The organism is Lactobacillus sp. N54.MGS-719, assembly GCF_000980505.1.
GTDB lineage: Bacteria > Bacillota > Bacilli > Lactobacillales > Lactobacillaceae > Lactobacillus > Lactobacillus amylovorus.
Genome location: NZ_LARO01000037.1, coordinates 1 through 13,536, shown reverse-complemented (window position 1 = coordinate 13,536; position 13,536 = coordinate 1). Strand labels below are relative to the sequence as shown.

Below are 13,536 nucleotides of genomic sequence, written 5' to 3'. Positions count from 1 at the left end.
TAATGACTTTTTACAAGTACTCTCAACTGCACTAATCAAAAACCACGATTTAGTAGTTGCCGAGGAATTAAGAAACAGAAACCTGTTAAAGAATCATGCTTTGTCGCAATCAATTTCTGATGTCGGCTGGCGTAGTTTCCTGAATATGCTGGCTTATAAGGCAGATCTATATGGTAAAGAATTTCTAACAATTGATCCTAAATATACTACTCAACGCTGTCATGCTTGTGGCAGTATTATGGGCCAAAATGGTTATAAGAAATTAACCCTTAAGGATCGGGAGTGGACTTGTCCAATTTGTCGAATGCCCCATATTCGTGATTGGAATGCGGCAGTGAACATCTTAGAAAAAGGATTAAGCAAGTGGCAAAATCCTAAAATAAAAAAAGCAGCCTAGAAAGGCTGCAGTCCGTTAGCAACTCGCGGACTTAAAAGGCTTTGGTAATTAGACGACCTCTATCGGCAATAGTCAAAAGACTATTGCTGGTAAGTCAAGTCCGTATCTAAGCAAGTTGGTGTTCTGGTTAGCGCAAGCTAACGAGCCACTAAGCCCTAGACTTCAGTCTAGGGTAGTTGACTTATTAAGTTAGTTGATAAAAAGCATCGAGAATTCTTTATTCAAATTAAGGATGAATGGGAAACTATTTTCTTAAATTTAAGAGGTAAGAATCTTAAATTAGTTAAAGAACTAGCTCGAAGTGAAGGTTTATTTCTACAAAAGATAAAAGACCGCCACTGGGATTGGGAAGATTTGCCAAAATCTTGGCAAGATAAGTCTTATAAGAAATGGAAGAAGTTTTATCAGAAATAAAATGAAATATATTATTGGCATGGATGTCGGTACAACGGCAACTAAAGGCGTACTTTATGATGAAAAGGGTAAGGCTGTTTTTTCGGCTAGTAAGGGTTACCCATTAATTCAAACTAAAATAGGACAAGCTGAAGAAGATCCTAAGATGATTTTTGATGCAGTTCAAGAAATTATTTTTGCTTTAGCGCAGAAGGTAGACGGTGAAATTGCGGCTATCTCTTGGTCTAGCCAGATGCATAGCTTGATTGGCTTAGGCAAAGACAATGACCTGTTAACTAATAGCATTACGTGGGCAGATAATTGTGCGAAGAATATTGTCCAGGATGCGAAAAGAAGTGGTTTGGCGCAAAAGATTTATCGAAAAACAGGGATGCCAATGCACCCGATGGCACCAATTTATAAACTTTTGTGGTTAAAAGATAAAAAGCAGGAGCTGTTTAACCAAGCTGAAAAATGGATTGGGATCAAGGAATATTTGATCTTTCGTTTAACAGGTAAGCTAGTCGTCGATACTACGATGGCGGCTGGGACAGGGATGCTCAATCTTGAAACACTAACTTGGGATCAAGAATTGTTGGATCTGTTAAATGTAAAGCGAGATCAGCTACCTGAAATAGCACAGCCGACGGAAATTATCGCTCCTATTAAAGAGGATTATGTGCAAAAACTAGGGATAAATCCTGATACTAAAATTGTTTTAGGAGCCAGTGATGGCTATTTATCTACAATTGGGGTTAACGCAATTGATAGTGATCATTTTGCTTTAAATGTAGGTACGTCAGGCGCGGTTAGAACAATCGTTGATCAACCTAAGATCGATCAAAAGGCTAGTTATTTCTGTTATCCAGTTGATAAAAAACATTATCTATTGGGTGGTCCAGTAAATAACGGCGGGATCGTATTTAATTGGGCACGTCAGACCTTGTTTGATGCCGATGAGACACCGCAAGATTATTTGGATGTTGCGCAAACTGCTTCAGCAGGAAGCCGAGGCTTAATCTTTTTGCCTTACTTAGGCGGAGAACGTGCTCCAATTTGGGATGCCAATGCGTGTGGTTCATTTGTTGGCTTAACGCGCATGCATCAAAAGCCTGAAATGGCGCGAGCAGTAATTGAAGGTATTATTTTTAATCTGTATGATGCGGCCTTTAGTTTGATTAAAAATACGAAAAAGCCAGTCGCAATTAATGCAACTGGTGGCTTCTTAAAGAATGATTTTGTAAGACAGCTTTGTGCTGATATTTTTAACGTGCCGATTGTGACCATGAAAGAGCAACAGAGTGGGACGCTGGCTGCTATGTTTTTGACAAGACAGGCGTTAGGTCTTAATGAAAAACTAAGTGAGATTAAACAATTTGATCAAATAGACAAAGTGTATTTCCCTAATCAAAAAGAAGCAGCTGTTTATCAAAATTTGTTCCCACTTTATTGTGAAGTCAAAAATGCTTTGGCTGCTTCTTATAGAAAATTTGTGAATAAAGATTAATCATTAATTGGCATCATTTCGATGTAGCCTCTTGTTCCAATTTTATTCCTCATTACATGTTGTATTATGCCGAATTATCTAGAAAAGTACTCGACTTATTTTGCCATAAAAAAATCTCTTCAGGATTACCCGAAGAGATTTTTAGTTTGTCTTTAAATATTTATTTTTAGGCGTTCTTAACGTCTTCAACGATTTGATCAACAGTCATACGGTTATCTTTCAAAATGTCTTTTAATGGAACTTGATCAGTGTAAACACGTTTTTGACCGTAATTCAAAACTTTGACGTCTTTGTCACCGAGGTATGAAGCAACCTTTTCACCAAAGCCACCGTCTAAAATGTTGTCTTCAAGAGTTACGATAACTTTGTTTTCATCAGCTAATTTATCTAATGAAGCGGTGTCTAAGACATTAGCTGAAATTGGGTTAACCAAACTTGCACCGAGTTTTTCAGCAACTTCTTTACCAAGCATTTCGTACATGTCACCTAAAGCCAAAACTGCGACGTCGTTACCAGGCTTGATATCATATTTGATTTCTGAGTAATCACGACTAACATCTTTGCCTGCAGGAACACGCTTAGTTGGCATCTTGATTGCAACTGGGTGCTTTCTTTGCTTAATAGCCCATTCCATCATGTCTTTTTCTTCAGCCAAGGTGGTAGGGGCAAGGTAGATCCAGTTAGGTAAATTAGAAATCATTACTTGATCAAAAATACCAAGGTGGGTCTTACTTGTACCAGACATTCCGCCACCGGCAACCATCATGACAACAGGCAAGTCGTTTGCGGCAACGTCGTGTGATAATTGGTCAAAGGCACGTTGTAAGAAGGTTGAATTTTCAAACAATACTGGAACTGCACCTTCCTTAGCCATACCTGCAGCAAAGGCAACAGACTCTTGCTCGGCAATACCTACATCGTGGTAGTTTTCAGGATATTTATTCTTAATTTCATCAAGACCAAAGACACCAGGAATTGCAGCATCGATAGCCATGATCTTTTCACCATTTTCAATGTGCTTCTTCATTACATCCATTGCAACAGAATTTGCAGTTGGACCTTCTGGGGCTGGAACAGTTGTCTTGTCGGTCTTTAAATCAAATGGCATTACCCAGTGGTGAGCTTCTTCATTGTCGATAGCTGGTTCATAGCCCTTACCTTTCAAGGTGTTGATATGAAGCAAAATTGGGTGATCTACATCTTTAACTGCCTTGAAGGCATCAATCATTGATTTAACATCGTTACCATCAGCAACGTAGCGGTAGTCAAAGCCCATTGCAGTAAATGGGTTTTCTTTAGTTTCACCATTTGAATCACGCAATTTCTTTAAAGCGGTGACTAAACCACCCACGTTTTCGTCGATGGACATTTGGTTGTCGTTAACTACGACAACAATGTTGTGCTTTTCAATAACTGCGTTGTTTAAACCTTCATAAGCTAAGCCGCCAGTCATTGAACCATCACCGATTAAAGCCATGATGTTTTCGTGTCTACCCATTAAATCTCTAGCTTTAGCCATACCTGTTGCTAAAGCAATTGAAGTAGAGGTGTGACCTACAGCGTAGTAGTCATATGGACTTTCATCTGGGTTAGTATATGGAGTTACGTCTTCGTAATGATCTGGATCAATCCAGGCAAGAGCACGACCAGTCAACATCTTGTGTGGGTAAGTTTGGTGAGAAACATCCCAAACGATCTTGTCTTTAGGTGCATCAAAAACGTAGTGGTAAGCAATAGTTGCTTCTACGATACCCAAGTCTGGACCAAGGTGGCCACCTTCAGCTGCGTCTTTTTCGAGAATTAAGGTTCTAATTTCTTTAGCTAATTCTTCCATTTCAGGAATGGAGAGCTTCTTTAAGTCTTTAGGACCAGAAATTTTATTTAATAAATATTCTGGGTGTTTATTCATAATAAGTTTCCTTTCTGCAAAATATTCATACTTATTACTCACACTTATTATAGATAAGTAGGACGCATAATTAAAATATAAAAATGGAATAGGTTATCATTAGTTTTGTTTATTGACGCAAGAGGGCAGATCAGTATACAATACTCCTTAAGTATGTGTTTTAATAAAAGTTTGGAAGTGAGATTATGGCAGTGAAAAAAGCAGCCTTAGCCTGCAGCGTATGTGGGTCACGCAACTACTCAATCACCGCAAGTAAGAATCGCACTCAGCGACTTGAACTGAAGAAGTTCTGCAAGCATTGCGGTAAGATGACTTTGCATAAAGAAACGAGGTAAAGAAGTTAATGATTAAGTTTTTTAAGAGTGTAGCTCAAGAAATGAAGATGGTTACTTGGCCATCAGCTAAGCAAAACAGACACGACACTGCAATTGTTATTACTAGTTCAATTTTATTTGCAGCATATTTAGGCGCTCTTGACTGGCTCTTCAGTTGGTTAACTCAAAGAATTATGTAATCGTAGGTAATAGAATTTACCTTTGATTCATGCTATAATAATAAAAGCGAAGAAGAGAAACCTCTGAGTAGAGGTTTTTTTGTTTACCGAAATTAAGGAGAAGTCAAAATGGTCGAAACAGCTCAAAAGAAATGGTATGTATTGCATACTTATTCTGGTTATGAAGACAAAGTTAAGTCAGACTTGCTTTCACGTGCACAAAGCATGGGGATGCAAGACTACATCTTCCGTGTAATGGTTCCAGAAGAAGAAAAAGTGGAAACTGTTCGCGGCAAGAAGCAAGAAGTTGAAGAAAAGATTTTCCCAGGTTACGTTTTAGTAGAAATGGTAATGACTGACGAAAGTTGGTTTATCGTAAGAAACACACCAAACGTAACTGGATTTGTCGGTTCACACGGTGGTGGTTCAAAGCCTTCACCACTTCTTCCAGAAGAAGTTGAACGTTTGCTTAAGAACCAAGGCCAACCTGCTAAGGAACCAACTGCTAACTTCGATATTGGCGAATCAGTAACTATTACTGAAGGTGCCTTCAACGGTATGGTTGGTAAGATCACTGACATTCAACCTGATAAGTACAAATTATATGTTTCAGTTGATATGTTTGGTCGTGCAACTACTGCTGAACTTGACTACGATCAAGTTAAGAAGTTGGGCGAAAACGAATAATTGTAAATTATTGTTGTAATTGTACTGAAACGATGTTATTCTAATACGGTACGTTTATTATTGTGGGAGGAGAAAAAGGAAAATTCTCCATTTTAACCGCATCACGGAATCAAGGAGGTTTTGACCGTGGCAAAGAAAGTTATTAACGTAGTTAAGTTACAAATTCCAGCTGGCGCTGCAACCCCTGCACCTCCAGTTGGTCCTGCTTTGGGTCAAGCTGGTATTAACATTGTTGGTTTTACTAAGGACTTCAATGCTAGAACTGCTGACCAAAAGGGCATGATTATCCCTGTAGTTATTACTGTTTACGAAGACCGTTCATTCGAATTCGTAACTAAGACTCCACCAGCACCAGTACTTTTGAAGCAAGCTGCTAAGATCAAGAAGGCTTCTGGTGAACCTAACACCAAGAAAGTTGGTAAGGTAACCAAGGACCAAGTCAAGGAGATTGCCGAGACTAAGATGAAAGACCTTAACGCTGCTGACATCGAAGCTGCTATGCGCATGGTTGAAGGTACCGCTAGAAGTATGGGTATCGAAGTCGAAGACTAATCCTGTTATTTAGGTAACACATTAGGTGGGAGAGTTAGAGAAGCTCGTTTGACCACATATACAAGGAGGAAATCACATGCCAAAGCATGGTAAGAAATATTTAGATGCTGCCAAGAAGGTAGACTCAAATAAATTATACTCAGTAGCAGAAGCTATGAAACTTGTTAAGGAAACTTCATACGCTAACTTTGACGCTACAGTTGATGTAGCTTACAACTTGAGCGTAGATCCTAAGCAAGCAGACCAACAAATTCGTGGTTCACTTGTTTTACCAAATGGTACTGGTAAGACTCAAACCGTTGTAGTATTTGCTGAAGGCCCACAAGCTGATCAAGCTAAGGCTGCAGGTGCTGACTTTGTTGGTTCAGACGACTTAGTACAAAAGATTCAAGACGGTTGGTTAGACTTCGACGTTGTAGTTGCCACTCCAATGATGATGGCTAAGGTAGGTCGTTTAGGTCGTATTCTTGGACCTAAGGGCTTAATGCCAAACCCTAAGACTGGTACTGTAACTATGGACATCGAAAAGGCTGTTAAGAATGTTAAGGCTGGTCAAGTAGAATACCGTGTTGACCGTCAAGCTGCTATTCACACTCCTATTGGTAAGGTATCATTTACTGAAGACCAATTAGTTGAAAACTTTGACGCTTTACGTGATGTAATTTTACGTGCACGTCCTGCTTCAGCTAAGGGTCAATACATTAAGAGTGTTGCAATTTCAGCAACCTTTGGTCCTGGTATCAAGCTCGATCCATTAAACTTGAACTAATTTAAATATATTTTAATAAGCGCTCCGTGTTATAGCGGGGCGCTTTTTTGTATGGTATTATTAACTTATCTTTGCGATCAAATCTTAAATATAAGGGGAAGATTAGCAGCCAATAAAAATATAGATAAACATAGAAAAAATAGTAAAAATCAGTTTCACTTAGAAAGTTAAACATGGAAAATGAAGCTGAGTAAAATTTAATATTTTGTTCGCTTGTATTAAATTGCCTGTCTGCTAAACTGACGTTCGATTGAGGAGAAAAGGCAATTTAAAACACAAGTAGTTAAGCTAAAAGTAAATAAAGCAATGCAGAAGCATCTTAATGCATTATGTGACTATCGCAGATACTGCTGGAATAAGGGCCTGGAAACTTGGCAATTAATGTATGAGGCTTACACCCTAAATGCTAAAGATAACTCTAGCCCTAATGAACGCAGAGTTCGTGATGAATTAGTAGTTAACAAGGCAGATTGGCAATATGATTTGTCTGTTAGGTGTCTTCAATTAGCTATCAAAGATTTAGCTAATGCTTGGAAAAATTCTTTGACAAGTCGCAACCTGATTGGGACAAGCCTAAATTTAAATCAAAGAAGGCTCCACGGCAAGGCTTTAAAACAGATCGAGCTAAAATTATTAATGGCAAGCTTCGGCTTGATAAGCCAATGAATATTTCCAAAGATAATTGGTTCGATCTAGCAAGCTATGAAGCTTTAAAGATGAACCAAGTTAAAGTGATAAGCATCTTTAAAGAAAATGAGACTTATTATGCAGCCTTGTCTTATGAAGAGAAAGTTACTGCTAAGACTAAAACCCATCAAAAAACTGCAGTTGATGTTAATGTCGGTCATTTCAACTATACAGAGGGTCAAATCAATGTCTTGCCAGCCAAATTGCAAAAGCTCTATAAGCGAATTAAGCAATATCAAAGAATGTTAGCCCGTAAAAGAGAAATTAATGGTAAGCTAGCTATTAAATCAAATAATTACTTAGCAGTGAGAATCAAACTGCAAAGAGATTATCGTAAAATAGCTAATATCCAAAATGATCTTTTACAAAAATTCACTACCAAGTTAGTGAATAATTACGATCAAATTGTAATTGAAGATTTGGCAATCAAAAAAATGATGATGACGCATGTAGCTTCAAAAGGCATGTAAAGATCACTTTTTAGCAGATTCAGACAGATATTAACTTACAAGTGTGAATGGTATAGCAAAAAAATTAATCTTAGCTGATAAAACCTATTCATCAACACAAAGATGTACAAAGTGTGGTTATGTCAAAAAAGGTGATGAAAAGATTACTCTGCAGGGAAATAGGAAGCATGGTACAAAGCATAATGAGTATATCTGTTATCAGTGTGGCTATAATAATGATAGAGATGAAAATGCAGTATTAAATCTTTTAGCTTTAGCAAAATAAAGAAAATAATCGGGGTTGGCTAGGTCCTTAAGCTGTAAGAGTTAGTCAATGCGATTACTCCTAAATTGGAATATCGGAATACTGGTATTGATGACAGTAAATAAAATAAAGAAAGGAAAATATACATCTTTCTAATATGTAGAAAAACTAATTATTTTACATATTTCCATGTTTTATATAGCAAAGGCAATGAGAAGGCATTCGATAGGAAAATTAATCATACTTTTGTTGTTGACATTGGTTGCTACAACCGCTTGTGCCAATAATGGTTCAAAAATTACGATTGTTGGTTCAAGTGCCATGCAACTTTTAGCCGAACAAGCAGGCAATGATTATCGCTTAAGTCATTCTAATAGCAACATTGTTGTTCAGGGTGGTGGTTCCGGTACTGGACTTAGCCAAGTTCAAGCTGGCGCAGTGCAAATTGGGACTTCTGATGTGTTTGCGGAAACTCAAAAAGGAATTCAAGCAAATAAGCTAAAAGACTATAGAGTAGCCGTAGTTGGAATTGTACCTATTGTTAATAAAGATGTTGGTATAAAAAATATTACTACCAATGAACTAAGCAAGATCTTTACAGGAAAAATTACCAATTGGAAACAACTTGGTGGCAAAAATGAAGCAATTACTGTAATCAACCGTTCAAAGGGTAGTGGTACTAGAGGTACTTTTGAAGATATAATTTTGCGAGGTCAAAAACCAATTAAGTCTCAAGAACAAGACTCAAACGGGGCAGTAAAGAAAATTGTCAATAGTACTCCGGGAACCATCAGTTACTTGTCATTCCCATATGCTCACGACACTCATATTCAAAAATTGAGTATTGATAATGTTAAACCAACAAACAAAAACATTACTACTAATAAATGGAAACTTTGGTCATATGAGCATATGTATACTAAAGGCGAACCTAATAAGCAAACTAAAGCCTTTATTAAGTATATGCTCGGCAAAAAGGTACAAAAAGATCTTGTGCCTAAGATCGGTTATTTGAGTATTAATGATATGAAAGTTACTCGTAATAGTAAAAATCAAGTTACGCAAATAGGAAAATAGTTTATGGAGAACAAAGAAGATTTAAAAAAGGTTGTTGATCAGGCGATTGCTGAACAACAGGTCCCTCACGTTAAATTAAATAAGATGGGACCGAGTAGTGTTGACATTGATAAGTTAACTAAACCTTCTAAAGAAACTCATCAAGAGTACTGGGGTAAAGGCTTAACTTACTTCGCAATCGGTTTGATCATTGTTTTGGTGGTTTCCATTATCGGCTTTGTAGGTTACCACGGTTTAGCTACTTTTGTGAGCGATCATGTTAATGTGTTCCATTTCTTAACTTCTACAGATTGGGATCCAGGTGAAGGCAAGAACCATGTCGGTGCTGCAGTAATGATTGTTACTTCATTTGCGGTAACGCTTTTGGCAGCTTTGATTGCTACACCATTTGCGATCGCAATTGCTCTTTTCATGACAGAGTATTCATCTAAAAAGGGTGCAAATTTCTTACAATCAGTTACTGAATTGCTTGTAGGTATTCCTTCCGTTGTTTATGGTTTCTTGGGTTTAACCATTATTGTTCCTGCAATTAGAAATCTATTTGGCGGAACAGGTTTCGGTATTTTAGCGGCTACTTTAGTTTTGTTCGTAATGGTTTTGCCAACGATTACTTCATTAACAGTAGATAGTTTAAAGGCAGTACCAAGTCATTTTAGAAAAGCTTCAATGGCACTTGGTGCAACTCACTGGCAAACTATTTATCATGTTGTTTTGCGAGTAGCTACTCCTAGAATTTTAACTGCTGTTATTTTCGGTATGGCCCGTGCCTTTGGTGAAGCCTTAGCCGTACAAATGGTAATCGGTAACGCAGTTTTGATGCCATACAATTTGGTCAGTCCATCTGCAACATTAACGAGTCAATTAACAAGTCAAATGGGTAATACGGTTATGGGCACATTGCCTAACAACGCATTATGGTCATTGGCATTGCTTCTTTTGATCATGTCTTTAGTCTTTAACTTCCTAGTTAAATTAGTAGGAAAGAGAGGTCAAAAGTAGAATGGACGCAAAAAAGAGAGATAAATTAGCAACAGTTATTATCTATATTTTAGTTGGCATCGTTGTTTTGATCTTGGCGGGCATTTTGGGTAATATCCTGATTACTGGTATTCCTCATTTGTCATGGCACTTTTTAACCTCTGAGGCTTCATCTTATCAAGCTGGTGGTGGGGTTAGAGATCAATTATTCAATTCATTGTATTTATTAATCCTGACCACGATTATCTCATTGCCAATCGCGTTAGGCGCAGCTATTTATCTAGCTGAATATGCCAAGGATAATTGGATAACTAATTTGATTAGAACTACTATTCAAATTTTGAGTTCATTGCCATCAATCGTTGTTGGTTTGTTTGGTTACTTACTCTTCGTAGTTCAATTTGGCTTTGGCTTCTCAATTATTTCTGGTGCGCTTGCGTTAACTTTCTTCAATTTACCTATTTTGACTAGTAACATTGAAGAAGCAATTAAAGGCGTGCCACAAGATCAGCGTGAAGCCGGGCTTGCTTTGGGATTATCCAACTGGAAAACGATCCGTGGCATCGTATTACCAGCAGCTTTACCAGGTATTTTAACTGGGATTATTTTAAGTGCAGGTAGAATTTTCGGTGAAGCGGCTGCCTTAATTTATACAGCTGGTCAAAGTGGTTCTACTGTAAATTATGCAGATTGGAATCCATTTAGTCCGACTAGTCCATTAAATGTAATGCGTCCAGCTGAAACTCTGGCTGTGCATATTTGGAAAGTAAATACAGAAGGTATTATTCCAGATGCCACAATCGTTTCGGCTGCTACATCAGCATTACTTGTTATCGTAGTAATTGTATTTAATTTAGGTGCGCGTTATTTGGGTAATAAATTGTACCGTAAGTTAACCGCAGCTAAATAAGGTGATGTAATGCAAGATTTAGAACAAAGCTATGTAAAAACTTTTGCTAAAGATGATTTGGAATTATCCACCAAAGACTTAAGTGTTTTATATGGTGGAAAAATTCAGAAATTGTTTGATGCTAGTTTACAATTCAAGAAAAATACAATCACAGCTTTAATTGGTGCTTCAGGTTCAGGTAAATCTACCTTTTTACGCTCACTAAATCGGATGAATGATCGAGTAGCAACAGTAAAAGGAGAAATCTGGTTCCACGGTTTGGACGTAAATAAGCCAAATATCAATGTTTATGAATTAAGAAAAAACATTGGAATGGTATTCCAGCGACCAAATCCATTTCCTAAGTCAATTAGAGAAAATATTGTTTACGCTTTAAAAGCAGACGGACAAAATGACAAAGAAGAACTAGATAAAATAGTTGAAGAAAGTTTGCGTGCCGCCGCATTATGGGACGAAGTAAAAGACAAGCTTGATAAAAGTGCTTTGGATCTTTCAGGTGGACAGCAACAGCGTTTGTGTATTGCTCGTGCATTAGCTGTTAAGCCAGAAATTTTACTTTTAGATGAACCAGCAAGTGCGCTAGATCCAGTATCTACTTCGAAGCTAGAAGATACATTAAAGCAGCTTCGCAGTAAATATACTATGATTATGGTTACGCATAACATGCAGCAAGCTTCAAGAATTAGTGATTATACGGCGTTTTTCCATTTGGGTCATGTGATTGAATATAATACAACTGCAGATATCTTTACTAATCCTAAAGGAAAGATTACTGAAGATTATATTCAGGGAAGTTTTGGTTAAAATGACAACAATTATTACAGCAAAAGATGTACATCTAAAATATGGTGACTATGAAGCACTTCATGGGATCAATCTTAATTTTCAGGAAAAAGAATTAACGGCATTAATTGGACCATCAGGATGTGGTAAGTCTACTTTCTTGCGTTGCCTTAATCGGATGAACGATGATATTGAAAATATCAATATTACAGGTGAGATTAAGTTTGAGGGACAAGATATTTATAGTTCCAAGATGGATTTGGTAGAATTGCGCAAGAACGTCGGAATGGTGTTCCAACAACCAACCCCATTTCCATTCTCAGTTTATGACAATGTGGCTTATGGTTTGCGAATTGCTGGTGTAAAAGATAAAGATTTAATCGATCAACGTGTTGAAGAAAGTCTGAAGCAAGCCGCAATTTGGAAAGAAACTAAGGATAACTTGAACCGCAATGCGCAGGCCTTTTCAGGTGGACAGCAACAGAGAATTTGTATTGCTCGTGCGCTAGCTGTCAGACCTAAAGTTGTTCTTCTTGATGAGCCTACGAGTGCGCTAGATCCAATCTCAAGTAGTGAAATCGAAGAAACCTTGATGGATTTGAAGCACCAATATACTTTTATTATGGTTACCCACAACTTGCAACAAGCGGGTCGTATTTCCGATCAAACAGCCTTTTTGATGAATGGTGACTTAATCGAAGCAGGCAAGACTGAAGAAATGTTTATTGCACCTAAGAAGCAAATTACAAGTGATTACCTTAACGGGCGTTTTGGTTAAATTTTGAGGTATAAAGATGCACGAAATATTTTTAGATGAATTAAAGAAATTAAACACGCAATTTATGGAAATGGGTGTTTTTGTAAATGATCAAATCGATCAAGCCACACGCGCATTTGTTGATCATGATAAGAAGACAGCTCAATCTATGGTTGATAATGAAGAAAAGACTCCTACTGAATCAATCGATATTCAAAAAAAGGCCTTGAAATTAATGGCCTTACAACAACCAGTAGCTACTGACTTCAGAGTAGTTATTAGTATTTTGAAGGCAACAACTGATTTGGAAAGAATCGGTGAAAATGCCATGAGTATTGCTCTTGAAACAATTCGTGTAAAGGGTAATCCAAGAATTCCTGAAGTTGAAGAGATCATTTCAAATATGACTCACAATGTTCGTCACATGCTTATTCAAATTTTGACGGCTTACGTACAAGATGACGAAAAAATGGCCAAAGAGGTTGCCAGTCGTGATGGCATTATTGACCATGATTATGTACGCGCAAGAAAGTTAATTGTTGATGGAATTGAGGACGATCCATCCAAAGCTGCAGCTTCATCAAGTTACTTTGTAGTAACTAGATTGCTAGAACGAATTGGTGACCACATCGTTAACTTGGCTAGTTGGGTAGTTTACAAGACTACTGGTGAACTAGAAGAGTTGACTAACGCAACAGAGAATCAAACTTTATAAAATAGAGGGACAATATGTCCCTCTATTTTTTGATTAATAATAACTATACGTTATTTATGATCATACTATAAAAAAGTGACCATATTCAATTTACTTTTAAACAGATGATGGAGACTGTAAAATAGTTTGTGTAAGGATGAATGATTCCTTAAATTTATTTCTTTAAACATTAGAAAAAGGAGTTCCTTTCTCGTATGATTGGTTTGAA

At 37.3% G+C, this 13,536-nt stretch carries 14 protein-coding genes and 1 pseudogene; 14 read left to right on the top strand and 1 reads right to left on the bottom strand.

Going from position 1 to position 13,536, the window contains the following annotated elements; genetic code table 11:
• Together WS44_RS07100 and WS44_RS07095 are read left to right on the top strand one after the other, a co-directional pair.
• Positions 1 to 397 (top strand): RNA-guided endonuclease TnpB family protein (locus WS44_RS07100; protein WP_288145668.1); only part of this gene is annotated, 397 nt, incomplete at its 5' end.
• A gap of 415 nt (positions 398 to 812) precedes the next feature.
• Positions 813 to 2,297: a gluconokinase gene (locus tag WS44_RS07095; RefSeq protein WP_013641498.1), complete on the top strand. Its 1,485-nt coding sequence runs from the start codon at positions 813 to 815 to the stop codon at positions 2,295 to 2,297.
• Positions 2,298 to 2,463: 166 nt separating this feature from the next.
• On the opposite strand, the gene WS44_RS07090 is transcribed toward WS44_RS07095, so the two are convergent.
• Entirely contained in the window at positions 2,464 to 4,206 is a 1,743-nt protein-coding gene (locus WS44_RS07090; RefSeq protein WP_046433834.1) for a 1-deoxy-D-xylulose-5-phosphate synthase, read from the bottom strand.
• 185 nt (positions 4,207 to 4,391) lie between these two features.
• Between WS44_RS07090 and rpmG the strand changes: the two genes are divergently transcribed.
• The 12 genes and pseudogenes from rpmG to phoU all read left to right on the top strand — a co-directional run bounded on the left by rpmG (position 4,392) and on the right by phoU (position 13,328).
• On the top strand, positions 4,392 to 4,541 hold the full coding sequence (gene rpmG, locus WS44_RS10065; protein ID WP_003549092.1) for a 50S ribosomal protein L33: 150 nt from the start codon (positions 4,392 to 4,394) through the stop codon (positions 4,539 to 4,541).
• A gap of 8 nt (positions 4,542 to 4,549) precedes the next feature.
• Positions 4,550 to 4,720 (top strand): preprotein translocase subunit SecE, encoded by a 171-nt coding sequence (gene secE, locus WS44_RS07085; RefSeq protein ID WP_013437176.1) that lies wholly within the window; start codon positions 4,550 to 4,552, stop codon positions 4,718 to 4,720.
• A 108-nt stretch (positions 4,721 to 4,828) separates the two neighbouring features.
• Complete coding sequence (gene nusG, locus WS44_RS07080; protein WP_013641500.1) at positions 4,829 to 5,386, top strand: transcription termination/antitermination protein NusG; 558 nt, start codon at positions 4,829 to 4,831, stop codon at positions 5,384 to 5,386.
• 126 nt (positions 5,387 to 5,512) lie between these two features.
• Positions 5,513 to 5,938, top strand: a complete 426-nt coding sequence (gene rplK / locus WS44_RS07075) for a 50S ribosomal protein L11 (RefSeq protein ID WP_013437178.1) — start codon at positions 5,513 to 5,515, stop codon at positions 5,936 to 5,938.
• 76 nt (positions 5,939 to 6,014) lie between these two features.
• Complete coding sequence (gene rplA / locus WS44_RS07070; RefSeq protein ID WP_013641501.1) at positions 6,015 to 6,707, top strand: 50S ribosomal protein L1; 693 nt, start codon at positions 6,015 to 6,017, stop codon at positions 6,705 to 6,707.
• Between the two features lie 306 nt (positions 6,708 to 7,013).
• Positions 7,014 to 8,129 (top strand): annotated as a pseudogene (locus WS44_RS07065) (transposase).
• Positions 8,130 to 8,318: 189 nt separating this feature from the next.
• Positions 8,319 to 9,185 carry a phosphate ABC transporter substrate-binding protein gene (locus tag WS44_RS07060; protein WP_046433832.1) on the top strand — a complete coding sequence of 289 codons (867 nt, stop codon included), beginning with the start codon at positions 8,319 to 8,321 and terminating at the stop codon, positions 9,183 to 9,185.
• 3 nt (positions 9,186 to 9,188) lie between these two features.
• On the top strand, positions 9,189 to 10,184 hold the full coding sequence (pstC, locus tag WS44_RS07055; protein WP_013437181.1) for a phosphate ABC transporter permease subunit PstC: 996 nt from the start codon (positions 9,189 to 9,191) through the stop codon (positions 10,182 to 10,184).
• A 1-nt stretch (position 10,185) separates the two neighbouring features.
• Positions 10,186 to 11,073 carry a phosphate ABC transporter permease PstA gene (gene pstA / locus WS44_RS07050; RefSeq protein ID WP_007126854.1) on the top strand — a complete coding sequence of 296 codons (888 nt, stop codon included), beginning with the start codon at positions 10,186 to 10,188 and terminating at the stop codon, positions 11,071 to 11,073.
• 9 nt (positions 11,074 to 11,082) lie between these two features.
• Complete coding sequence (gene pstB, locus WS44_RS07045) at positions 11,083 to 11,877, top strand: phosphate ABC transporter ATP-binding protein PstB (RefSeq protein ID WP_013437182.1); 795 nt, start codon at positions 11,083 to 11,085, stop codon at positions 11,875 to 11,877.
• 1 nt (position 11,878) lies between these two features.
• Positions 11,879 to 12,634 (top strand): phosphate ABC transporter ATP-binding protein PstB, encoded by a 756-nt coding sequence (gene pstB, locus WS44_RS07040; protein WP_013437183.1) that lies wholly within the window; start codon positions 11,879 to 11,881, stop codon positions 12,632 to 12,634.
• A gap of 16 nt (positions 12,635 to 12,650) precedes the next feature.
• Positions 12,651 to 13,328: a phosphate signaling complex protein PhoU gene (gene phoU / locus WS44_RS07035; protein ID WP_014565559.1), complete on the top strand. Its 678-nt coding sequence runs from the start codon at positions 12,651 to 12,653 to the stop codon at positions 13,326 to 13,328.
• Positions 13,329 to 13,536 lie beyond the last annotated feature (208 nt).